The 21,230-nt window shown below is 60.4% G+C and carries 20 protein-coding genes, 4 tRNA genes and 1 pseudogene; 18 read left to right on the top strand and 7 right to left on the bottom strand.

Annotated elements, in window-relative coordinates; translation table 11 throughout:
* Positions 1–29: 29 nt before the first annotated feature.
* Positions 30–308, bottom strand: coding sequence for a 30S ribosomal protein S20 (gene rpsT, locus NL123_RS26500; RefSeq protein ID WP_016976313.1), 279 nt, complete (start codon positions 306–308; stop codon positions 30–32).
* 253 nt (positions 309–561) lie between these two features.
* Here rpsT and murJ point away from each other — a divergent pair, with 253 nt between their 5' ends.
* The 6 genes from murJ (at position 562) to ispH (ending at position 8,108) form a co-directional block, all read left to right on the top strand.
* A complete protein-coding gene (gene murJ, locus NL123_RS26495; RefSeq protein ID WP_248486060.1) occupies positions 562–2,100 on the top strand; it encodes a murein biosynthesis integral membrane protein MurJ in 1,539 nt (512 codons plus the stop codon).
* A gap of 119 nt (positions 2,101–2,219) precedes the next feature.
* Positions 2,220–3,158, top strand: a complete 939-nt coding sequence (gene ribF / locus NL123_RS26490; protein ID WP_071494209.1) for a bifunctional riboflavin kinase/FAD synthetase — start codon at positions 2,220–2,222, stop codon at positions 3,156–3,158.
* A 14-nt stretch (positions 3,159–3,172) separates the two neighbouring features.
* A complete protein-coding gene (ileS, locus tag NL123_RS26485; RefSeq protein ID WP_248486062.1) occupies positions 3,173–6,004 on the top strand; it encodes an isoleucine--tRNA ligase in 2,832 nt (943 codons plus the stop codon).
* Positions 5,997–6,506, top strand: coding sequence for a signal peptidase II (lspA, locus tag NL123_RS26480; RefSeq protein ID WP_071494207.1), 510 nt, complete (start codon positions 5,997–5,999; stop codon positions 6,504–6,506). Before ileS ends, lspA begins: the two co-directional genes overlap by 8 nt.
* A gap of 7 nt (positions 6,507–6,513) precedes the next feature.
* Entirely contained in the window at positions 6,514–6,951 is a 438-nt protein-coding gene (gene fkpB, locus NL123_RS26475) for an FKBP-type peptidyl-prolyl cis-trans isomerase (protein WP_010213263.1), read from the top strand.
* A gap of 209 nt (positions 6,952–7,160) precedes the next feature.
* Positions 7,161–8,108: a 4-hydroxy-3-methylbut-2-enyl diphosphate reductase gene (gene ispH, locus NL123_RS26470; protein WP_012722142.1), complete on the top strand. Its 948-nt coding sequence runs from the start codon at positions 7,161–7,163 to the stop codon at positions 8,106–8,108.
* On the opposite strand, the pseudogene NL123_RS26465 reads toward ispH, so the two are convergent.
* Positions 8,062–8,644 (bottom strand): annotated as a pseudogene (locus NL123_RS26465) (GspH/FimT family pseudopilin). The gene ispH and the pseudogene NL123_RS26465 overlap by 47 nt on opposite strands.
* Before the next feature lie 192 nt (positions 8,645–8,836).
* Between NL123_RS26465 and pilV the strand changes: the two are divergent.
* The 5 genes from pilV (at position 8,837) to thiO (ending at position 12,149) form a co-directional block, all read left to right on the top strand.
* On the top strand, positions 8,837–9,322 hold the full coding sequence (gene pilV, locus NL123_RS26460) for a type IV pilus modification protein PilV (RefSeq protein WP_248486065.1): 486 nt from the start codon (positions 8,837–8,839) through the stop codon (positions 9,320–9,322).
* A complete protein-coding gene (locus NL123_RS26455; RefSeq protein ID WP_248486067.1) occupies positions 9,319–10,026 on the top strand; it encodes a PilW family protein in 708 nt (235 codons plus the stop codon). The genes pilV and NL123_RS26455 overlap by 4 nt, the downstream gene beginning before the upstream one ends.
* Positions 10,027–10,036: 10 nt before the next feature.
* On the top strand, positions 10,037–10,564 hold the full coding sequence (locus NL123_RS26450; RefSeq protein WP_494358345.1) for a pilus assembly PilX family protein: 528 nt from the start codon (positions 10,037–10,039) through the stop codon (positions 10,562–10,564).
* A gap of 11 nt (positions 10,565–10,575) precedes the next feature.
* Positions 10,576–10,977, top strand: coding sequence for a type IV pilin protein (locus tag NL123_RS26445; RefSeq protein ID WP_248486072.1), 402 nt, complete (start codon positions 10,576–10,578; stop codon positions 10,975–10,977).
* 62 nt (positions 10,978–11,039) lie between these two features.
* On the top strand, positions 11,040–12,149 hold the full coding sequence (gene thiO / locus NL123_RS26440) for a glycine oxidase ThiO (RefSeq protein ID WP_494356656.1): 1,110 nt from the start codon (positions 11,040–11,042) through the stop codon (positions 12,147–12,149).
* Here the strand turns inward: thiO and NL123_RS26435 are convergent.
* Both NL123_RS26435 and NL123_RS26430 read right to left on the bottom strand, forming a co-directional pair.
* Positions 12,136–12,369: a PP0621 family protein gene (locus tag NL123_RS26435; protein ID WP_071494201.1), complete on the bottom strand. Its 234-nt coding sequence runs from the start codon at positions 12,367–12,369 to the stop codon at positions 12,136–12,138. The genes thiO and NL123_RS26435 overlap by 14 nt on opposite strands.
* Positions 12,370–12,492: 123 nt before the next feature.
* On the bottom strand, positions 12,493–13,518 hold the full coding sequence (locus tag NL123_RS26430) for an outer membrane protein assembly factor BamD (protein ID WP_248486076.1): 1,026 nt from the start codon (positions 13,516–13,518) through the stop codon (positions 12,493–12,495).
* Between the two features lie 149 nt (positions 13,519–13,667).
* Between NL123_RS26430 and rluD the strand changes: the two genes are divergently transcribed.
* The 7 genes from rluD to NL123_RS26395 all read left to right on the top strand — a co-directional run bounded on the left by rluD (position 13,668) and on the right by NL123_RS26395 (position 18,778).
* The gene (rluD, locus tag NL123_RS26425; protein ID WP_058423068.1) at positions 13,668–14,630 is read left to right on the top strand and encodes a 23S rRNA pseudouridine(1911/1915/1917) synthase RluD; all 963 of its coding nucleotides are present in this window, start codon (positions 13,668–13,670) and stop codon (positions 14,628–14,630) included.
* Positions 14,627–15,352: a peptidoglycan editing factor PgeF gene (gene pgeF / locus NL123_RS26420; RefSeq protein ID WP_248486078.1), complete on the top strand. Its 726-nt coding sequence runs from the start codon at positions 14,627–14,629 to the stop codon at positions 15,350–15,352. Before rluD ends, pgeF begins: the two co-directional genes overlap by 4 nt.
* Positions 15,353–15,498: 146 nt before the next feature.
* Entirely contained in the window at positions 15,499–18,063 is a 2,565-nt protein-coding gene (clpB, locus tag NL123_RS26415) for an ATP-dependent chaperone ClpB (protein ID WP_464704778.1), read from the top strand.
* 300 nt (positions 18,064–18,363) lie between these two features.
* Positions 18,364–18,439: transfer RNA gene (locus NL123_RS26410), tRNA-Asn, on the top strand.
* Positions 18,440–18,449: 10 nt separating this feature from the next.
* Positions 18,450–18,526 (top strand) — tRNA-Pro (locus NL123_RS26405).
* 5 nt (positions 18,527–18,531) lie between these two features.
* Positions 18,532–18,607: transfer RNA gene (locus tag NL123_RS26400), tRNA-Lys, on the top strand.
* A gap of 94 nt (positions 18,608–18,701) precedes the next feature.
* Positions 18,702–18,778: transfer RNA gene (locus NL123_RS26395), tRNA-Pro, on the top strand.
* 191 nt (positions 18,779–18,969) lie between these two features.
* Here the strand turns inward: NL123_RS26395 and NL123_RS26390 are convergent.
* The 3 genes from NL123_RS26390 to NL123_RS26380 are packed head-to-tail and all read right to left on the bottom strand — an operon-like array spanning position 18,970 to position 21,188.
* On the bottom strand, positions 18,970–20,268 hold the full coding sequence (locus NL123_RS26390; protein ID WP_494356655.1) for an NAD(P)/FAD-dependent oxidoreductase: 1,299 nt from the start codon (positions 20,266–20,268) through the stop codon (positions 18,970–18,972).
* Positions 20,269–20,328: 60 nt separating this feature from the next.
* Positions 20,329–20,502, bottom strand: coding sequence for a DUF3094 family protein (locus tag NL123_RS26385; protein ID WP_046034083.1), 174 nt, complete (start codon positions 20,500–20,502; stop codon positions 20,329–20,331).
* A 56-nt stretch (positions 20,503–20,558) separates the two neighbouring features.
* Positions 20,559–21,188 (bottom strand): DUF1780 domain-containing protein, encoded by a 630-nt coding sequence (locus tag NL123_RS26380; protein ID WP_010213242.1) that lies wholly within the window; start codon positions 21,186–21,188, stop codon positions 20,559–20,561.
* Between the last annotated feature and the right edge of the window lie 42 nt (positions 21,189–21,230).

Genomic DNA, 21,230 nt, shown 5'->3' with positions numbered 1-21,230 from the left:
AACCTGGGCTGCGTAGCAGTTGTTACCACTTAGGCTGCAGCAGCAACGCTCAGAGCCTTGATGTGGCCATTCAGGCGGCTCTTATGGCGAGCGGCCTTGTTCTTGTGGATGATGCCTTTATCGGCCATACGGTCGATAACTGGCACAGCCAGAACGTAAGCAGCTTGGGCTTTTTCAGCGTCTTTGGTGTCGATGGCTTTAACTACATTCTTGATGTAGGTACGAACCATGGAACGCAGGCTGGCGTTGTGGCTGCGACGCTTCTCAGCCTGTTTTGCACGTTTTTTGGCGGAAGGTGTGTTGGCCACCGTCGAGCTCCTCGAAAGACTTTTTAGGAAATAGCAAACAAAATAGGCCGCGAATCATGCCGATGACTTGATGGGTTGTCAAGGGCGGCTGATGCGAACTGCTGAGTGGTCGATCTGAAGAGGCGGGTGATTTATTTCCGGCGCTTGACCTGTAAACTCGCGAGCTTTGGCTCTGTGCTGTTGCAGGCGCGCAGTATCGCATAAGTGGGCGCTTTGTACGCCTGCTCTTTATCTAAAGGCGCAAACTCTTTCAATGAATCTGCTCAAATCGTTGGCCGCCGTCAGCTCTATCACGATGATCTCCCGGGTTCTGGGGTTTGTGCGTGACACCCTGCTGGCGCGCATTTTTGGCGCCAGCATGGCCACGGATGCCTTCTTTATTGCGTTTAAATTGCCCAACCTGCTGCGGCGGATCTTCGCCGAAGGTGCGTTTTCCCAGGCATTCGTGCCGATCCTGGCCGAGTACAAGACCCAGCAGGGCGAGGAAGCTACCCGTACCTTTATTGCCTATGTGTCCGGCCTGTTGACCCTGGTGCTGATGCTGGTGACGATTCTGGGCATGCTCGCCGCCCCCTGGGTGATCTGGGCCACGGCCCCCGGTTTTGCCAATACCCCGGAAAAATTCGCGCTGACCACCGATCTGCTGCGAGTGACCTTTCCTTATATATTGCTGATCTCCCTGTCATCCCTGGCCGGGGCGATCCTCAATACCTGGAACCGCTTCTCGGTGCCAGCCTTCGTGCCGACCCTGCTGAACGTCAGCATGATCATCTTCGCGCTGTTTCTCACGCCGTACTTCGACCCGCCGGTGATGGCGCTCGGTTGGGCCGTACTGGCCGGTGGCCTGGCGCAACTGCTCTACCAACTGCCGCACCTGAAAAAGATCGGCATGCTCGTATTGCCACGCCTGAACCTCAAGGACACCGGCGTATGGCGCGTGATGCGCAATATGCTGCCGGCGATCCTCGGCGTGTCGGTCAGCCAGATTTCGCTGATCATCAACACGGCTTTCGCTTCGCTGCTGGTGTCGGGCTCGGTGTCGTGGATGTACTACGCCGACCGCCTGATGGAGCTGCCCTCCGGCGTGCTCGGCGTGGCCCTGGGCACGATTCTGCTGCCTACCCTGTCGCGCACCTACGCCAGCAAGGACCGCCAGGAATACTCGCGCATCCTCGATTGGGGCCTACGCCTGTGCTTCGTGCTGGTGTTGCCGTGCGCACTGGCCCTGGGGATCCTGGCTGAGCCGCTGACTGTGTCACTGTTTCAATACGGCCAATTCGATGCCCACGACGCACTGATGACGCAGCATGCCTTGGTCGCCTATTCCGTTGGCTTGCTCGGCATCATCGTGATCAAGGTGCTTGCGCCAGGCTTCTATGCTCAGCAAAACATCCGTACACCGGTAAAAATCGCAATTTTCACGCTGATCGTCACACAACTGCTCAACCTGGTGTTTATCGGCCCGCTGGCCCATGCCGGCCTGGCCTTGGCCATCAGTGCGGGCGCGTGCATCAACGCAGGGCTTTTGTTTTACCAGTTGCGTAAGCAGCAGATGTTCCAGCCGCAGGCTGGCTGGGGTCTGTTCACCCTCAAGCTGCTGGTGGCGGTCGGGGCGATGTCGGCCGTGTTGCTGGGGTTGATGCACTTCATGCCGGCGTGGGATGAAGGCCATATGCTGGAGCGCTTCATGCGTCTTGGCGTGTTGGTCGTCGCGGGTGTGGTGGTGTACTTCGGGATGTTGCTGCTGCAGGGCTTCCGCCTGCGGGATTTCAATCGCAAGTCCCTGGGTTAGAGAGTTTGCCGCGATAAAACGGTTGTTTTATCGATTCGACCCATTTGGCCCGTTCAGTTGCCTGTCGTCCGGGGCCGGGTGTGGTTATAATCGACCACTTTATGAGCAAGAAGCGCGTTATGCAGCTGGTTCGAGGTCTCCACAACCTGCGCCCCGAGCATCGGGGCTGCGTCGCCACTATTGGCAACTTTGACGGTGTTCACCGTGGCCACCAGGCTATCCTGGCCAGGCTGCGCGAACGTGCGGTCGAGTTGGGCGTGCCCAGCTGCGTGGTGATTTTCGAGCCGCAGCCACGGGAATACTTTACGCCCGAGACTGCGCCGGCACGCCTGGCCCGTCTGCGTGACAAGTTGCAACTGCTGGCGGAAGAAGGCGTTGACCGCGTCCTCTGCCTGGCTTTCAACCAGCGTTTGCAAAGCCTGAGCGCTGCCGAGTTCGTCGACCGCATCCTGGTTGATGGCCTGGGCGTACAGCACCTGGAGGTCGGTGACGACTTCCGCTTCGGTTGCGACCGGGTCGGGGATTTCGATTTCCTGCAACAGGCCGGCGTCAGCCAGGGTTTTACCGTCGAAGCCGCGCAAACCGTCGAGCTGGACGGCCTGCGGGTGAGCAGTACCCAGGTGCGTAATGCCCTGGCGGCTGCCGACTTCGCCTTGGCCGAGCGTTTGCTCGGTCGCCCGTTCCGCATTGCCGGGCGGGTCCTGCACGGCCAGAAGCTGGCGCGCCAATTGGGCACGCCAACCGCCAACGTGCAACTCAAGCGCCGTCGTGTGCCGCTGACCGGGGTTTACCTGGTGAGCGTCGACATCGACGGCCAATCGTGGCCGGGAGTCGCCAACATAGGTGTCAGGCCCACGGTTGCAGGTGATGGCAAGGCCCACCTGGAAGTACATCTGCTGGATTTTGCCGGTGATCTGTATGACCGGCGTTTGACGGTGGTTTTCCACCAGAAGCTGCGTGAAGAGCAGCGTTTCGCCTCCCTTGAGGCGTTGAAAACGGCGATCAATGCGGATGTCGCCGCCGCCCGTGCACTAGCCGCACCTAGCGCCCATCGCTAACCGAAGAGCCTTAAATGACCGACTATAAAGCCACGTTAAACCTTCCGGACACCGCCTTCCCAATGAAGGCCGGCCTGCCACAGCGCGAACCGCAGATCCTGCAGCGCTGGGACAGTATTGGCCTGTACGGAAAGTTGCGCGAGATTGGCAAGGATCGTCCGAAATTCGTCCTGCACGACGGCCCTCCTTATGCCAACGGCACGATTCACATCGGTCATGCGCTGAACAAGATTCTCAAGGACATGATCCTGCGCTCGAAAACCCTGTCGGGCTTCGACGCGCCTTATGTCCCGGGTTGGGACTGCCACGGCCTGCCGATCGAACACAAAGTCGAAGTGACCTACGGCAAGAACCTGGGCGCGGATAAAACCCGCGAACTGTGCCGTGCCTACGCCACCGAGCAGATCGAAGGGCAGAAGTCCGAGTTCATCCGCCTGGGCGTGCTGGGCGAGTGGGACAACCCGTACAAGACCATGAACTTCAAGAACGAGGCCGGTGAAATCCGCGCCTTGGCCGAAATCGTCAAGGGCGGTTTCGTGTTCAAGGGCCTCAAGCCCGTGAACTGGTGCTTCGACTGCGGTTCGGCCCTGGCCGAAGCGGAAGTCGAGTACGAAGACAAGAAGTCCTCGACCATCGACGTGGCCTTCCCGGTCGCCGACGACGCCAAGCTGGCCGAGGCCTTCGGCCTGGCAAGCCTGGGCAAGCCGGCTGCCATCGTGATCTGGACCACCACGCCGTGGACCATCCCGGCCAACCAGGCGCTGAACGTGCACCCGGAATTCACCTACGCCCTGGTGGACATCGGTGACCGCCTGCTGGTGCTGGCCGAAGAAATGGTCGAAGCCTGCCTGGCCCGCTACGAGCTGCAAGGTTCGGTGATCGCCACCACCACCGGCTCCGCGCTGGAACTGATCAATTTCCGCCACCCGTTCTATGACCGCCTGTCGCCGGTATACTTGGCTGACTACGTCGAACTGGGTTCGGGTACCGGCATCGTGCACTGCTCGCCGGCCTACGGCGTGGACGACTTCGTCATCTGCAAGAAGTACGGCCTGGTCAACGACGACATCATCAACCCGGTGCAAAGCAACGGCGTCTACGTGCCTTCGCTGGAGTTCTTCGGCGGCCAGTTCATCTTCAAGGCCGACCAGCCGATCATCGACAAGCTGCGCGAAGTCGGTGCGCTGATGCAGACCGCGACCATCCAGCACAGCTACATGCACTGCTGGCGCCACAAGACCCCGCTGATCTATCGCGCCACTGCGCAGTGGTTCATCGGCATGGACAAAGAACCGACCAGCGGCGACACCCTGCGTGTCCGCTCGCTCAAAGCCATCGAAGACACCAAGTTCGTCCCGGCCTGGGGCCAGGCGCGCCTGCACTCGATGATCGCCAACCGCCCTGACTGGTGCATCTCGCGCCAGCGTAACTGGGGCGTGCCGATCCCGTTCTTCCTGAACAAGGAAAGCGGCGAGCTGCACCCACGTACCGTCGAACTGATGGAACAAGTGGCCCAGCGTGTCGAACAGGAAGGCATCGAAGCCTGGTTCAAGCTGGACGCTGCCGAGTTGCTGGGCGATGAAGCGCCGCAGTACGACAAGATCAGCGACACCCTCGACGTGTGGTTCGACTCGGGCACTACGCACTGGCACGTGCTGCGCGGCTCGCACCCGATGGGTCACGAAACCGGCCCGCGTGCCGACCTGTACCTGGAAGGCTCGGACCAACACCGTGGCTGGTTCCACTCGTCGTTGCTGACCGGTTGCGCCATCGACAACCACGCGCCGTACCGCGAACTGCTGACCCACGGCTTCACCGTCGACGAGACAGGCCGCAAGATGTCCAAGTCGCTGAAGAACGTGATCGAGCCGAAAAAGATCAACGACACCCTGGGCGCCGACATCATGCGTCTGTGGGTCGCGTCGACCGACTACTCGGGTGAAATCGCCGTGTCGGACCAGATCCTGGCTCGCAGCGCCGATGCCTACCGTCGTATCCGTAATACCGCGCGCTTCCTGCTGTCGAACCTGACCGGTTTCAACCCGGCCACCGACCTCCTGCCGGCCGAGGACATGCTCGCGCTGGACCGTTGGGCCGTGGACCGTACCCTGTTGCTGCAACGCGAGTTGCAGGAAAACTACGGCGAATACCGTTTCTGGAACGTCTATTCGAAGATCCACAACTTCTGCGTGCAGGAGTTGGGTGGTTTCTACCTCGACATCATCAAGGACCGCCAGTACACCACCGGCACCAACAGCAAGGCGCGCCGTTCGGCGCAGACCGCGCTGTATCACATCAGCGAAGCGCTGGTGCGCTGGATCGCACCGATCCTGGCGTTCACCGCCGACGAACTGTGGGAATACCTGCCGGGCGAGCGCAACGAATCTGTGATGCTCAACACCTGGTACGACGGCCTGACCGAACTGCCGGCCGGCTTCGAACTGGGCCGCGAGTACTGGGAAGGCGTGATGGCCGTGAAGGTTGCGGTGAACAAGGAGCTGGAAGTACAGCGTGCGGCCAAGGCCGTCGGTGGCAACCTGCAAGCCGAGGTCACCCTGTTTGCCGAAGACGGTCTCACCGCCGACCTGGCCAAGCTGAGCAACGAACTGCGCTTCGTGCTGATCACTTCTACCGCGAGCCTGGCGCCATTCGCCCAGGCCCCGGCGGACGCGGTTGCCACCGAAGTGCCGGGCCTCAAGCTCAAAGTGGTCAAGTCGGCCTTCCCTAAGTGCGCCCGTTGCTGGCACTGTCGTGAAGACGTTGGCGTGAACCCCGAGCATCCGGAAATCTGCGGTCGTTGCGTCGACAACATCTCGGGTGCTGGCGAGGTTCGCCACTATGCCTAACGCCAGTCGTTTCGGACGTCTGGGCTGGCTCGTACTGAGTGTGCTGGTCCTGGTCATCGACCAGGTCAGCAAGGCTCATTTCGAAGGCTCCTTGCAGATGTTCCAGCAGATCGTGGTGATCCCGGATTACTTCAGCTGGACCCTGGCCTACAACACCGGCGCCGCCTTCAGCTTCCTGGCTGACAGCGGTGGCTGGCAGCGCTGGCTGTTCGCCCTGATTGCCGTGGTGGTCAGCGCAGTGTTGGTAGTGTGGCTCAAGCGCCTGGGTCGCGATGACACCTGGCTGGCCATCGCCTTGGCCCTGGTGTTGGGCGGCGCGCTGGGCAACCTGTACGACCGCATTGCCCTGGGCCATGTGATCGACTTCATTCTGGTGCATTGGCAGAACCGCTGGTATTTCCCGGCGTTCAACTTTGCCGACAGTGCCATCACCGTCGGTGCAATCATGCTGGCGTTGGACATGTTCAAAAGCAAGAAAACCGGAGAGACCGTCAATGACTGATCAGGTATTGGCTGAGCAACGCATCGGCCAGAACACGGAAGTCACTTTGCATTTCGCACTGCGCCTGGAGAATGGCGACACGGTCGACAGCACGTTCGACAAAGCCCCGGCCACCTTCAAGGTCGGCGACGGCAACCTGCTGCCGGGTTTCGAAGCGGCCCTGTTCGGCTTCAAGGCCGGCGACAAGCGTACCCTGCAGATCCTGCCGGAAAACGCCTTTGGCCAGCCCAACCCGCAAAACGTACAGATCATCCCGCGTTCGCAGTTCCAGGACATGGACCTGTCGGAAGGCCTGCTGGTGATCTTCAACGATGCGGCGAATACCGAACTGCCGGGTGTGGTGAAAACCTTCGATGACGCGCAAGTGACCATCGACTTCAACCACCCGTTGGCCGGTAAAACCTTGACCTTTGACGTTGAAATCATCGACGTTAAAGCGCTCTGATCAACAACACACAATTAAATGTGTGAAGTGGGCTTGTGTGGGAGGGGGCTTGCCCCCGATAGCGGTGGAACAGTCAGGGGTTTGTTTACTGACCCACCGCCATCGGGGGCAAGTCGAATCGTCGCACCGCCCCTCCCTCCTTTGATCTTCATTTTCGGTTGGGTTAGCGTCACACCAGACCCAAATAGCTGCAAGACACGAGGCACAGCATGCAAATCAAACTCGCCAACCCCCGTGGCTTCTGCGCCGGTGTGGACCGGGCGATCGAAATCGTCAACCGCGCCCTGGAAGTCTTCGGGCCGCCGATTTACGTGCGTCATGAAGTCGTCCACAACAAATTCGTGGTCGAAGACCTGCGCGCACGCGGCGCCATCTTTGTCGAAGAGCTCGACCAGGTGCCGGACGATGTGATCGTCATCTTCAGCGCCCACGGTGTTTCCCAGGCGGTGCGTACCGAAGCGGCAGGCCGCGGCCTGAAAGTCTTCGATGCTACCTGCCCACTGGTCACCAAGGTGCACATCGAAGTCGCGCGCTACAGCCGTGATGGTCGCGAGTGCATCCTGATCGGCCACGCCGGCCACCCGGAAGTCGAAGGCACCATGGGTCAGTACGACGCCAGCAATGGCGGGGCGATTTACTTGGTGGAAGACGAAAAAGACGTCGCCAACCTGCAGGTACAGAATCCCGAGCGCCTGGCATTCGTGACCCAGACCACCCTGTCCATGGACGACACCAGCCGCGTGATCGACGCGCTGCGCAGTCGCTTCCCGGCCATTGGCGGCCCGCGCAAGGACGACATCTGCTACGCCACCCAGAACCGCCAGGACGCGGTCAAGCAACTGGCAGACGAATGCGATGTGGTCCTGGTAGTCGGCAGCCCCAACAGTTCCAACTCCAACCGCTTGCGTGAGTTGGCTGAGCGCATGGCGACGCCAGCGTACCTGATCGACGGTGCCGAAGACATGCAGCGTAGCTGGTTCGATGGCGTCGAGCGTATTGGTATCACGGCGGGTGCTTCGGCCCCGGAAGTGCTGGTGCGCGGTGTTATCCAGCAGTTGCACGCCTGGGGCGCCACCGGTGCCGATGAACTGGCTGGCCGCGAAGAGAACATCACGTTCTCCATGCCCAAGGAACTGCGGGTTCGCTCGCTGCTGTAAAAAACCGGCGTGCCGGATCAACTCCGGCACAATGCCTGCTCGGCACGCTCGCTGCGCAGGCTGATGCGCCCGCTGGGTGCCAGCACTACCTGATACAGGCTCTGCGCCTGGTCCGCGGCACACACATGCACGGTGCCGGCACGGAAGCCTCCCCCTGAAAAGATGGGCTCACCCAGCCCGCTGAAGCGCACCTGGTTCTTGAGCGGCCCATTGCCCACGATCGGCGCTTGCCTGCTGGCCTGGTGCTCCAACAGCACCGGGTTGTCATCGTCCAGGGGGCCGCGCCCGCTGATGTCCACGATGACCCGCCACCCCAGGCCCCAATCATCCCTCAGTGCGTGAATGACCACCGCCCGGTTGCGTGCGATGGCTTCGGTGCGTGCATAACGCAGGCCTTGCGTCAAGGACTGTGCTGCGCTCTGTCGCTGCTGTGACTCCAGCAGGCTCTTGAAACTCGGCACCGCCAGGTTGGCCAGAATGCCGCTCACGATCAGCCCCAGCAGCAGTTCGATCAAGGTGAACCCTCGTTGTTGCATGTGCCATCCCTCCGTGGATTTGGGTGTAGTCCTAGTTATAGCGTCCCGTCTGTGGTGCGGATGATGGCCTTCATGTCCAAAGTATTTCCCTTTGTTCCGGTTGCAGCGCAGGTGAAAAACCGGCGCTAGTCTTGGGCCGCACAGCAGGGTTTACCTGCTCTTTTTCGGACCTCGACACGGATGACGACGGTAATGCTTGCCTGCACGAACACCTGTTTGCCCAACGCCTTATCCCGCTACCAAGCCGGTACGACACTGATCGAAGTGCTGGTCGCGGTGTTGATTCTCACCATTGGCCTGCTGGGTGCGGCGGTGATCCAACTCAATGCGCTCAAGTACACCGACAGTTCCAGGATGACCAGCCAGGCCAGTTTCATTGCCTACGACTTGCTCGACCGGATCCGTGCCAATTCTGCTGCCGACTACACGTGGGGCCGGGCCGAGCGTGCCTTGGCCGGCAATGTTGCCGCCAGTGCGCGCGACCTGGACTTGCATGATTTCGAGGCCAACATTCTCGGTTTTGCCGGGGAGAGCGCCAAAGGCTCGGTGTCGATCAGTGGCGGCGAGGTGACGGTCAGAATCAGTTGGGATGACAGTCGAGGTACAGGCAGGCCGGGTGCCCGGGAAACCTTCACCCTGACCAGTCGCATCCGCGATGAACCGGGAGTGGCGCAATGAGGTGTCTTGTTCGAGGTTTCAGCCTGGTGGAGGTGCTGCTAGCGTTGGCGATGGGGCTGGTACTGGTGCTCTGGGCCAGCCAGGTGGCAATTCAGTCCAGGGCTACTCATGCCAGCCAGCAGGCCGCGCTGTTGATGCAGGATGATGCGCGGTTTGTGCTGGGCAAGCTGCTCCAGGATATCCGTCAGGCGGGCATGTTCGGCTGTCTGGCGACAGCGTTTATCGACAACGCCCCGCCCGCTTTTGACCGGCCTGTCGCTTGGCGTGTCGGAGGCGGATCAACCTCGCTGACGCTGGTGACCGCGGAGGTCGCCGTTGGAAGCGGCACGCCTGACTGGACTGTATTGTCCGATTGCACAGGCAGCGCCCACGCCTACGCGGGAAGCGCCCCGGCATCGGCACCCGGGCAAATCCGTTTTGCGTTACGCCAAGTTACCTACACCTTCGAAGCAGGGCAGTTGAAAGTCAGTACGCCTGCATCACCCGCCAAGGCGGTATTGGTGGATAACGTGAAGGCATTCGATATCAGTTTCGGCGTGTCCGCCAAACCTGCGTCAACGGAAGTGGTGCGCTACGACGCCGGCCCGGCCGACGAATCCTTGATACGCAGTGTGCGCATTGTGATGACGCTGCAAGACCCTACCGCCCGGGTGAAAGATCAAACCTACAGCGTCGTGGCGGCGCTGCGGAACCGACTGGGGTAGGGCTGCCATGATGCATTTAGAGCGTTTTCGTCTGCGACAGGCGGGCATGGTGCTGCTGGTCAGCCTGGTGTTGCTGCTGCTGTTATCGCTGATCGGCTTATCCTCGATGCAGGCTGCGCTCACTCAGCAAAAGATTGCCGGTAGTTTCTGGCACCGTAATCAGTCGCTGCAAAGTGCCGAGAGTGGCTTGAGATTGGGAGAACTCCTTGTAAGGCGGGCGTCCGCAGGCTTGACGTTGTGTCAGTCAATTGCCACCTGCGTGCCGCCCGCTGAAGCGTTTTCGGTTGTGGGCTCCGGAACCCACCCTGTCTCGGGCATCAAGTGGGTCGCTCTCAAAGGCGGGGTTTACGGCATTCAGTTCCTGGGCCCTGCGGTTGGGCTGACACATTTACCGGCACAAACCACGGCTGCGGTGTATCGAGTGACGGCAGTCGGGCTGCACGGGCAATTGCGCACGGTGCTGGAGAGTACCTATGCGCGGGTAGAAGAGGAGGGTGGCTCGCGGTTTCGGCGAGTGGCATGGCGACAACTTCAATAAGGAGTAGTGGAATGGGCATGGACAGCCAGGGTTTTACCCTGATCGAGTTACTGATCGCCGTGGTGATCATTGCGGTTCTGGCCGGGATTGCTTACCCCAGTTACACCGGCCATCTGAAAAAAGTCTATCGCGCTGAAATCGTTGCGCTGTTGACCGAGCAAGCACAGTACCTGGAGCGCTTTTATGCGAGAAACGGCAGTTTTATTGATGCAGCCGGCCTCAGTGCAGGCAATGATCGCTATAGAATCACCGCTGCATTGAACCCTCAGGACTTCCAACTGGTGGCCACACCGGTCGCCGACTCGGTGATGGCTGGCGATCCTTGCGGGGATTTCGGCCTGACCGGCGCGGGCACGCGGACCAACCCGGGCGCTGCGCCGCAGATGTCGCGCAAGCTGTGCTGGGGGCAATGATGAGGGTGCTGGATGATTGGGCGCCGGGTGCGCTTGTTCCTATTTATCGGCTGGATCAAATGATGGCAGAGCAACAGCAGGTAGTGATTGTCGGTGGCGGAGTCATCGGCTTGTTGACGGCGTTCAACCTCGCGACCCAAGGGCAGGCGGTGGTGTTGCTGGAGCGTGCTGGATTGGGACAGGAATCCTCCTGGGCCGGCGGCGGCATCGTTTCGCCCCTGTATCCGTGGCGCTACAGCCCGGCGGTCACGGCCCTGGCTCATTGGTCCCAGGATTTTTATCCACAGCTGGCGCAGCGTCTGTTCGCTGCGACGGGCGTTGATCCGGAGGTTCACACCACGGGCTTGTACTGGCTCGATCTGGATGACGAAGCCGAAGCCCTTTCTTGGGCCGCGCGTGAAGGCCGTCCCTTGAGCAAAGTGGACGTGTCGGCCGCCCATGACGCCGTTCCGGTGCTGGGCGGCGGTTATTCCCAGGCGATCTACATGGCCAACGTTGCCAATGTGCGAAACCCGCGCCTGGTCAAATCGCTCAAGGCGGCGCTGCTGGCGCTGCCCGGCGTGACCATTCATGAACAGTGTGAAGTGACTGGTTTTGTTCTGGATGCGGGTAATGTCGTGGGCGTGAACACAGCTGATGGGTCGATCTACGGCGATCAGGTCGTACTGGCCGCCGGCGCCTGGAGCGGTGAGCTGCTCGGCACGTTGGGCCTGTCGCTGCCGGTCGAGCCGGTAAAAGGCCAGATGATTCTGTACAAATGCGCTTCGGACTTCCTGTCGAGCATGGTATTAGCCAAGGGGCGTTACGCGATCCCTCGGCGGGACGGGCACATCCTGATCGGCAGTACCCTGGAACATGAAGGTTTCGACAAGACCCCCACCGAAACCGCGCTGGAAAGCCTCAAGGCATCAGCGGTGGAGTTGATTCCCGCCCTGGCGGACGCCGAGGTGGTCGGACATTGGGCCGGTCTGCGCCCTGGTTCGCCCGAAGGCATTCCCTACATCGGTCGTGTGCCGGGCTTCAATGGCCTGTGGCTCAACTGCGGGCATTACCGCAACGGCCTGGTGCTTGCGCCGGCGTCCTGCCAATTGTTTGCTGACTTGCTACTGGCGCGCGCACCGATCATCGACCCGGCGCCGTATGCGCCGGAAGGTCGGCTCAACGCTGGATAGATTTTGGCCCTTGCTCCAGGTGCGCCTGGGTGCAATACCACTCCTGGCGAGAGCTCAGGGCGCGATCCTGCGGCAGATGCACGCCGCAGTGGGCGCAGCGCACCATCAGGGCCGCGTCAGGCTCGCTGGCACGATGCTGCCTGGCGGCTGGGCTTTTGAATTTGCGCCAGAACCATACTGCGGCGGCAATGACGGCAATCCAGAACAGTAGACGAAGCATGATGGGCAGTTTCTCGACAAGGAATGCGCCAGTTTAGCCAAGGACGTGCCAGGCGCACAGCGCAATAATACCGCCCACAAAAAAGGAGCCTCGCAAGGCTCCTTCTTGATGACGCCGGTGCAATCAGTCAAATACACCGAAGGTCATGTAGCTGAACCACGAGCGGTCCTGGTTGTTGCCCAGGGCCTGCGGTGCTTCTTCTTCGATCACGTCGCCGTTTTCATCATGCGGCTTGAGGTCCGAAGGGATGGCGTCCTTGGCGTCCTGGTACTGCTTGATGACGTCCTGGTTGGCGCGGGTTTCGCCCGGCGGCAGCGGTGGACGGGACTCGATCAGGCCCAAGGTGTACTTGCTCAGCCACGAACGGTTGTCCGCTTCGGCCACCTGAGGCACGAACTGGCCGTCTTTCAGGCTTGGGTGGTCCGGGTAGTTGAGCTTCAGGGTTTCCAGGCTGGTGCTGGCCAGTTCGTCCAGGTGCAGGCGCTGGTAAGCCTCGGTCATCACGGCCAGGCCATCACCCACGGAAGGGGTTTCCTGGAAGTTTTCCACAACATAGCGGCCACGGTTGGCTGCGGCCACGTATGCCTGACGGGTCAGGTAGTAGTGGGCCACGTGGATCTCGTAGGACGCCAGCAGGTTGCGCAGGTAGATCATGCGCTGCTTGGCGTCCGGCGCGTACCGGCTGTTGGGGTAGCGGCTGGTCAACTGGGCGAACTCGTTATAGGAGTCGCGGGCAGCGCCCGGGTCACGCTTGGTCATGTCCAGCGGCAGGAAGCGCGCCAGCAGGCCGACGTCCTGGTCGAACGAGGTCAGGCCCTTCATGTAGTAGGCGTAGTCGACGTTCGGGTGCTGCGGGTGCAGGCGGATAAAACGCTCGGCGGCGGACTTGGCGGCTTCCGGCTCGGCGTTCTTGTAGTTGGCGTAGATCAGCTCGAGCTGGGCCTGGTCGGCATAACGCCCGAACGGATAGCGCGACTCCAGGGCCTTCAGCTTCGCTGTGGCGCTGGTGTAGCTATTATTGTCCAAGTCTTTCTGAGCCAGTTGGTACAACTCGACTTCGCTCAGGTTTTCGTCGACGACTTCCTTTGTTGACGAGCAAGCAGCAGTCATGGCGAGGATGGCGATCAGCAGCAGGTGTTTCACTTGCATGGCGGCTTGCGTCCCTATGACGGCCGCTGTCTTGGGCGGGGCCGTCCTGTTATGATGAGCGCCCCGTTGAAAGCCTCGGGGCAAAAGACGCCGTATTTAACCACAAGCGCGCAGCCGAAACCAAAGGCTGTGCCACGCCTAGTCTGAGCATGTCCGATAAAATTGAACTTCGCGCAGAGGTGCCGTCCGAATTGGGCGGCCAACGCCTCGATCAAGTCGCCGCACAATTATTCGCTGAGCACTCGCGCTCGCGCCTTTCCGCCTGGATCAAAGACGGCCGCCTGACTGTGGATGGGGCGGTTATCCGCCCGCGAGACATAGTCCATGGCGGTGCGATTCTTGAGCTGACTGCCGAGCAGGAAGCCCAGGGAGAATGGGTCGCCCAGGACATCGAGTTGGATATCGTCTATGAAGACGACGACATCCTGGTCATCAACAAACCCGCAGGCCTGGTGGTTCACCCGGCCGCCGGGCACGCTGATGGCACGTTGCTCAATGCCTTGTTGCACCATGTGCCGGACATCATCAATGTGCCACGCTGCGGCATCGTGCACCGCCTGGACAAGGACACCACCGGTCTGATGGTGGTGGCCAAGACCATTCAGGCGCAGACGCAACTGGTTACACAGTTGCAGAGTCGCAGCGTCAGCCGGATCTACGAATGCATCGTGATTGGTGTGGTGGTAGCCGGCGGCAAGATCAACGCCCCGATCGGTCGTCACGGCCAGCAACGCCAGCGTATGGCGGTGATGGAAGGTGGCAAGCAGGCCGTCAGCCATTACCGAGTACTCGAACGTTTCCGCTCCCACACCCACGTGCGGGTCAAGCTCGAAACCGGCCGTACCCACCAGATTCGCGTGCACATGGCACACATCAACTTCCCGTTGGTCGGTGATCCGGCCTACGGGGGGCGCTTCCGCATTCCACCGGCGGCGAGCCAGACCATGGTTGAATCGCTGAAAAACTTCCCGCGCCAGGCGTTGCATGCACGCTTCCTGGAATTGGATCATCCGACGAGCGGTAAGCGGATGAGCTGGGAATCGCCTCTGCCGGACGATCTGGTCTGGTTGTTGACGCTGCTCAAGCAGGATCGCGAGGCGTTTGTCGGATGAGTGACTGGCTGATACCTGACTGGCCCGCGCCGGCTCAGGTGAAAGCCTGCGTCACCACTCGAGCGGGCGGCGTCAGTCTGGCGCCGTTCGACAGCTTCAACCTGGGCGATCATGTTGAGGATAATCTTGACGCGGTCCTCGAAAACCGCCGCCGTCTTACCGGCGCGTTCAATATTCAGTCTGCCTGGTTGCGCCAAGTCCACGGGGTAACTGTGGTCGAGGCTGACCCGTCACGCATTGCCGAAGCTGATGGCAGCTGGACCAGCACCCCTGGCATCGCCTGCACCTCAATGACCGCCGATTGCCTGCCCGCGTTGTTCTGCAACCGCGCTGGCACCCGCGTGGCTGCAGCCCATGCTGGCTGGCGCGGCCTGGCGGCGGGGGTGCTGGAAGCGGCTTTCGAAAGCCTCGGCGCCGAACCTGAAGACGTGCTGGTCTGGCTCGGCCCGGCGATTGGCCCACAAGCCTTCGAAGTCGGCCCGGAAGTACGCGAAGCCTTCATGCAGCCGTTGCCGCTCACTGCCGAAGCGTTCGTGCCGAGCCACAACCCAGGCAAGTTCATGGCCGACATCTATAAGCTCGCGCGCCTGCGCCTCGCTGCGCGCGGCGTTAATGCTATCTATGGTGGCGGGTACTGTACGGTGACCGACCCGCGCTTCTTTTCCTACCGGCGTAGCCCCCGCACCGGACGTTTTGCCTCCCTTGTCTGGCTTGAACGCTAGACTCCTTTGATCTGGGTCAAACCCGGTCCATATCCGCCGTCGCGCGCTTGAATCTTCCAGAATCCACCCCATCTATAAGGGTATCTGGCAGGTTTCTTCATTCAGGATGTTTTATAGCTCCGGCCTGCTCAAAAGGAAGGTGACTAATGCGTATTGATCGTTTAACCAGCAAATTACAGTTGGCATTGTCTGACTCTCAATCCTTGGCGGTGGGCCTCGACCACCCGGCCATCGAGCCTGCGCACTTGATGCAGGCGCTCCTGGAACAGCAAGGTGGTTCTATCAAGCCCTTGCTGATGCAGGTGGGCTTTGACGTCAACAGCCTGCGCAAGGAACTGAGCAAAGAGCTCGACCAGCTGCCGAAAATCCAAAACCCGACCGGCGACGTGAATATGTCCCAGGACCTGGCGCGCCTGCTCAACCAGGCGGACCGTCTGGCCCAGCAGAAGGGCGACCAGTTCATCTCCAGTGAGCTGGTGCTGCTCGCCGCCATGGACGAGAACAGCAAGCTCGGCAAGTTGTTGCTCGGTCAAGGCGTGAGCAAGAAAGCCCTGGAAAACGCCATCAACAACCTGCGTGGCGGCGACGCGGTGAACGACCCCAACCATGAGGAGTCGCGCCAGGCCCTGGATAAATACACCGTCGACCTGACCAAGCGCGCCGAAGAGGGCAAGCTTGATCCGGTGATCGGTCGTGACGATGAAATCCGTCGCACCATCCAGGTGCTGCAGCGTCGTACCAAGAACAACCCGGTGCTGATCGGTGAGCCTGGCGTGGGTAAAACCGCGATTGCCGAAGGTTTGGCCCAGCGCATCATCAATGGTGAAGTGCCGGACGGCCTCAAAGGCAAGCGCCTGTTGTCCCTGGACATGGGGTCTTTGATCGCCGGTGCCAAGTTCCGTGGCGAGTTCGAAGAGCGCCTGAAGTCCTTGCTCAATGAACTGTCGAAGCAGGAAGGGCAGATCATTCTGTTTATCGACGAACTGCACACCATGGTCGGCGCCGGTAAAGGCGAAGGCTCCATGGATGCAGGCAATATGCTCAAGCCGGCCTTGGCGCGGGGTGAGCTGCACTGCGTCGGCGCTACCACGCTCAACGAATACCGCCAGTACATAGAAAAGGACGCGGCCCTTGAGCGTCGTTTCCAGAAGGTACTGGTGGAAGAGCCGAGCGAAGAAGACACCATCGCGATCCTGCGTGGCCTGAAAGAGCGTTATGAGGTGCACCACAAGGTGGCGATCACCGACGGTGCGATCATTGCGGCGGCCAAGCTGAGCCATCGCTATATCACCGACCGTCAGTTGCCCGACAAAGCCATCGACCTGATCGACGAGGCGGCCAGCCGTATCCGCATGGAGATCGACTCCAAGCCGGAAGTGCTCGACCGCCTGGACCGCCGCCTGATTCAACTGAAAGTTGAGTCCCAGGCCCTGAAGAAAGAAGAAGACGACGCGGCGAAGAAACGCCTGGAAAAACTCCAGGAAGAAATCGTCCGCCTGGAGCGCGAGTATTCGGACCTGGAAGAAATCTGGACCTCGGAAAAAGCAGAAGTGCAGGGCTCTGCGCAGATCCAGCAGAAAATCGAGCAGTCCCGTCAGGAGTTGGAAGCGGCACGCCGTAAAGGCGACCTGAACCGCATGGCCGAGTTGCAGTACGGGGTGATCCCGGACCTGGAGCGCAGCCTGCAGATGGTCGACCAGCATGGCCACAGCGAGAACCAGCTGCTGCGCAGCAAAGTGACCGAGGAAGAAATTGCCGAAGTCGTCTCCAAGTGGACCGGCATCCCCGTGTCGAAAATGCTCGAAGGCGAGCGCGACAAGCTGCTGAAGATGGAAAGCCTGTTGCACCAACGCGTGATTGGCCAGGAAGAGGCTGTGGTGGCGGTGTCCAACGCGGTACGGCGTTCGCGGGCCGGGTTGTCCGACCCGAACCGGCCGAGCGGCTCGTTCATGTTCCTCGGCCCGACCGGCGTGGGTAAGACCGAACTGTGCAAGGCCCTGGCCGAGTTCCTCTTTGATACCGAAGAGGCCATGGTGCGGATCGATATGTCCGAATTCATGGAGAAACACTCGGTGGCTCGCTTGATCGGTGCGCCACCAGGCTACGTAGGCTACGAGGAGGGCGGTTACCTGACCGAAGCTGTGCGGCGCAAGCCTTACTCGGTGATCCTGCTGGATGAGGTCGAGAAGGCGCATCCGGATGTGTTCAACATCCTGTTGCAGGTGCTGGAAGACGGCCGCCTGACCGACAGTCACGGGCGTACCGTGGATTTCCGCAACACGGTGATCGTGATGACCTCCAACCTGGGCTCGGCGCAGATCCAGGAGCTGGTGGGTGATCGTGAAGCGCAACGTGCGGCTGTCATGGATGCATTGACTTCGCACTTCCGCCCGGAATTCATCAACCGGGTCGACGAAGTGGTGATCTTCGAGCCTCTGGCGCGGGATCAGATCGCGGGCATTACCGAGATCCAGCTGGGTCGCCTGCGCGGCCGTCTGGCAGAGCGCGAGTTGTCCCTGGACCTGAGCCAGGAGGCGTTGGACAAGCTGATCGCGGTAGGTTACGACCCGGTATATGGCGCACGGCCTTTGAAGCGTGCGATCCAGCGCTGGATCGAGAACCCGCTGGCCCAGCTCATCCTGTCGGGCAGCTTCATGCCGGGCACCAGCGTCGAGGCGACCGTGGAAAACGACGAGATCGTCTTCCACTAAGCCCAAAGGGCAAAGCAAAAATGAAAGGCCCCGCATTGCGGGGCCTTTTTTTTCGATAGGGCGTTGAACTGTAAGGCAAAGGCTTGTAAAGTGCGCCCCGCAGCAACGTCAGCCCACGGGTTTCTTCTCCCCAAGAAGAAATCAGAAACAAGCGCAAATCATTGTCTTAAAAGCAATTTAAAGGGTTGACAGGGGTTTTTAAGATTGTAGAATAGCGCGCCTCAGAGACATGAACGTAGCGATACGAACAAGTCGAAGAGAAGGTAGTAAGCAGTAACGTAGTACTTTGAAATATGTAGTTCCGTGATAGCTCAGTCGGTAGAGCAAATGACTGTTAATCATTGGGTCCCAGGTTCGAGTCCTGGTCACGGAGCCAATTTCAATATCGGGGTATAGCGCAGTCCGGTAGCGCGCCTGCTTTGGGAGCAGGATGTCGGGAGTTCGAATCCCCCTACCCCGACCATATTTGGGTCGTTAGCTCAGTTGGTAGAGCAGTTGGCTTTTAACCAATTGGTCGTAGGTTCGAATCCCACACGACCCACCATTTTTGAGACCAGTTAACACTGGAATCGAATCTTAAGATCAGAGGCCAAAAGCACTGATCGAAGAAGGCGACTGAAAGGTCGCCTTTTTTTTACCGGGGTATAGCGCAGTCCGGTAGCGCGCCTGCTTTGGGAGCAGGATGTCAGGAGTTCGAATCCCCTTACCCCGACCATATTAAAAATCCTCGTATCGAAAGATACGGGGATTTTTTTTGTGCGTGAAAAACTCAAGTCCGGTGAAAATCGAATGTGGGAGGGCTTGCCCCCGATGGCAGTGTGTCAGTCGACAAATCAATGACTGCTTCACCGCAATCGGGGGCAAGCCCCCTCCCACATTTATTGAGTGGCCTCAGGGGCCGAGTTGTCAGTGAAGTTTGAGTCGCGGCTCGGTGCCACGGCCAATCTTGCTGCCCAGCATCAGCATCGCCGTACGGAAGAACCCATACAGCGCCATCTGGTGCATGCGATACAGCGACACGTAGAACATCCGCGCCAGCCAGCCTTCCAGCATCACGCTGCCGGTGAGGTTGCCCATCAAGTTACCCACCGCCGAGAACCGCGACAGCGAGATCAACGAGCCGTAGTCGGTGTATTTGTAGGAAGGCAGGTCCTTGCCTTCGATACGCAGCTTCAGCGACTTGGCCAGCAACGAGGCCTGCTGGTGAGCCGCCTGGGCCCGTGGGGGGACGTTGCGGTCGGTGCCCGGTTGCGGGCAGGCGGCGCAGTCGCCGAAGGCGAAGATGTTCTCGTCGCGGGTGGTTTGCAGCGTTGGCAAAACCTGCAATTGATTGATGCGGTTGGTTTCCAGGCCATCGATGTCCTTGAGGAAACCCGGCGCGCGAATGCCGGCAGCCCATACCTTGAGGCTGGCCGGGATCACTTGGCCACTGCTGGTGATCAGCGCATCGGCCGTCACTTCGCTGACCGCCGAGTTGGTCAGTACCGTCACCCCAAGCTTTTCCAGGGTTTTATGCACAGGCCCGCCAATACGCTCCGGCAGGGCCGGCAGTACTCGTGGGCCGGCTTCGATCAGGGTGATGTGCATGTTTTCCGGCTTGATACGGTCCAGGCCATAGGCCGCCAGCTCATGGGCGGCGTTATGCAGTTCGGCGGCCAGCTCGACCCCGGTGGCACCGGCGCCGACGATGGCGACGCTGATTTTTTCCACCACGTCAGTCTGCCCGGCATGGGCGCGCAGGTAGTGGTTGAGCAACTGCTGGTGGAAGCGTTCGGCCTGCTTGCGGGTGTCGAGGAACAGGCAGTGCTGCGCCGCACCTTCGGTGCCGAAGTCGTTGGTGGTGCTGCCGACCGCAATCACCAGGCTGTCATAGCCCAGCACGCGCGCGGGCACCAGTTCACGGCCTTCTTCGTCGAGGGTGGCGGCCAGCTGGATCTTCTTCTGTTCACGATCAAGCCCGCTCATGCGCCCCAGTTGGAACTCGAAGTGGTTCCATTTGGCCTGGGCGACATAATTGAGTTCGTCTTCCGAAGAGTTCAACGAGCCGGCCGCCACTTCGTGCAGCAGTGGCTTCCAGATATGGGTCAGGTTGGCGTCCACCAGCGTGATGCTGGCAGTGCCGCGCTTGCCCAGAGTCTTACCCAGGCGGGTAGCCAACTCCAGGCCGCCGGCGCCGCCGCCGATGATAATAATACGATGGGTCATGGGGATATCTCGCAAGGCTAAAAGAAATCGGAGCAGTTACCCCCGCGAGCGCCAGGCAGCTCATAGCGTCAGGTAACTCAAAAGGCGACTCAGCAGGCCGAGGCCGATCACCACGGCAAGCACCACGCCGAGGAGCAGCCACGGCCGGAAAGGCTTGCGCTCGACTCGGTTCTGGGAGAGTTGCAGGTACTCTTCGACATGCTGTTGGTCATCGGGGTTCAGGCGGCTGGTCATAAAGGCCTCGTCAGGTAGACGTTGCAAAAGGGCGCCACGTTACAGTCCGGGGGGGCTCAGAGGCTGATACCCACGTCGAACACTATGCTGCGGCCCAGGTTGTTGCGCAAGAAATCCGGTGCGTCCGGGTGAGCGAACAGCACCCGTGCAAAGGTCGGTCCTACCAGGGACAGCGAGCGCCAACCCTGGCGCAGGTATTCGGTAGGCGGAGGAAAATGGCTGTTGAGGTCGAGCACTTCGCGCTTGAGGCTGGTGAAGGCGACGATATCCAGCTCACCCAGGTCCATCCCGCGTTCTTTATAGTTGTGCGCCTTCTTGCGCAGCGTGGGCGCCAGGCGCAGCAGAAACTCGTGGGCCGGGATCCGTCGCGGCTTGGCTTCGCGTCGTACCAGTTGGCTCAGGGAAAACGCACTGCGCCGGCGCAGCAACTCGTCGCGCCATTCGTCATTCAGGCGACGGCCCTCGTCCAGCACGAAAAACACCTCGAAGCTTGCGTCGCGAAACAGCACGTCCGGCGGCTCTTGCCCGGCGGCGTGGAACTCTTCGGCACGGTAGGGCACGTTCAAGCCTTGCAGCAGACGCTGGCAGACCCAACGCTCACGCTCCCATTTGCGGGCATTGGACAGGAACGCGTTGGCTTGTTCGGCCGCTACGGTGAGCAGGCGCAAGTAATCTGAGTCATCCATAGCTAGCAGCTTAGCGCCCAAATGATGACCGCAGGAAGTACC

The sequence above is a fragment of the Pseudomonas sp. FBCC-B1565 genome, assembly GCF_059133265.1.
This window is presented reverse-complemented; position numbering and strand designations above follow the sequence as displayed.

What these genes read in the sequence shown, in the direction of transcription:
- NL123_RS26380 (WP_010213242.1), bottom strand. Translation starts at nt 21,188, where the DNA reads ATGGATGACTCAGATTACTTGCGCCTGCTCACCGTAGCGGCCGAACAA.
- clpB (WP_464704778.1), top strand. Translation starts at nt 15,499, where the DNA reads ATGCGTATTGATCGTTTAACCAGCAAATTACAGTTGGCATTGTCTGAC.
- NL123_RS26390 (WP_494356655.1), bottom strand. Translation starts at nt 20,268, where the DNA reads ATGACCCATCGTATTATTATCATCGGCGGCGGCGCCGGCGGCCTGGAG.
- thiO (WP_494356656.1), top strand. Translation starts at nt 11,040, where the DNA reads ATGGCAGAGCAACAGCAGGTAGTGATTGTCGGTGGCGGAGTCATCGGC.
- lspA (WP_071494207.1), top strand. Translation starts at nt 5,997, where the DNA reads ATGCCTAACGCCAGTCGTTTCGGACGTCTGGGCTGGCTCGTACTGAGT.
- NL123_RS26430 (WP_248486076.1), bottom strand. Translation starts at nt 13,518, where the DNA reads ATGCAAGTGAAACACCTGCTGCTGATCGCCATCCTCGCCATGACTGCT.
- rluD (WP_058423068.1), top strand. Translation starts at nt 13,668, where the DNA reads ATGTCCGATAAAATTGAACTTCGCGCAGAGGTGCCGTCCGAATTGGGC.
- NL123_RS26445 (WP_248486072.1), top strand. Translation starts at nt 10,576, where the DNA reads ATGGGCATGGACAGCCAGGGTTTTACCCTGATCGAGTTACTGATCGCC.
- NL123_RS26450 (WP_494358345.1), top strand. Translation starts at nt 10,037, where the DNA reads ATGCATTTAGAGCGTTTTCGTCTGCGACAGGCGGGCATGGTGCTGCTG.
- murJ (WP_248486060.1), top strand. Translation starts at nt 562, where the DNA reads ATGAATCTGCTCAAATCGTTGGCCGCCGTCAGCTCTATCACGATGATC.
- pgeF (WP_248486078.1), top strand. Translation starts at nt 14,627, where the DNA reads ATGAGTGACTGGCTGATACCTGACTGGCCCGCGCCGGCTCAGGTGAAA.
- NL123_RS26435 (WP_071494201.1), bottom strand. Translation starts at nt 12,369, where the DNA reads ATGCTTCGTCTACTGTTCTGGATTGCCGTCATTGCCGCCGCAGTATGG.
- NL123_RS26385 (WP_046034083.1), bottom strand. Translation starts at nt 20,502, where the DNA reads ATGACCAGCCGCCTGAACCCCGATGACCAACAGCATGTCGAAGAGTAC.
- ribF (WP_071494209.1), top strand. Translation starts at nt 2,220, where the DNA reads ATGCAGCTGGTTCGAGGTCTCCACAACCTGCGCCCCGAGCATCGGGGC.
- pilV (WP_248486065.1), top strand. Translation starts at nt 8,837, where the DNA reads ATGCTTGCCTGCACGAACACCTGTTTGCCCAACGCCTTATCCCGCTAC.
- ileS (WP_248486062.1), top strand. Translation starts at nt 3,173, where the DNA reads ATGACCGACTATAAAGCCACGTTAAACCTTCCGGACACCGCCTTCCCA.
- ispH (WP_012722142.1), top strand. Translation starts at nt 7,161, where the DNA reads ATGCAAATCAAACTCGCCAACCCCCGTGGCTTCTGCGCCGGTGTGGAC.
- NL123_RS26455 (WP_248486067.1), top strand. Translation starts at nt 9,319, where the DNA reads ATGAGGTGTCTTGTTCGAGGTTTCAGCCTGGTGGAGGTGCTGCTAGCG.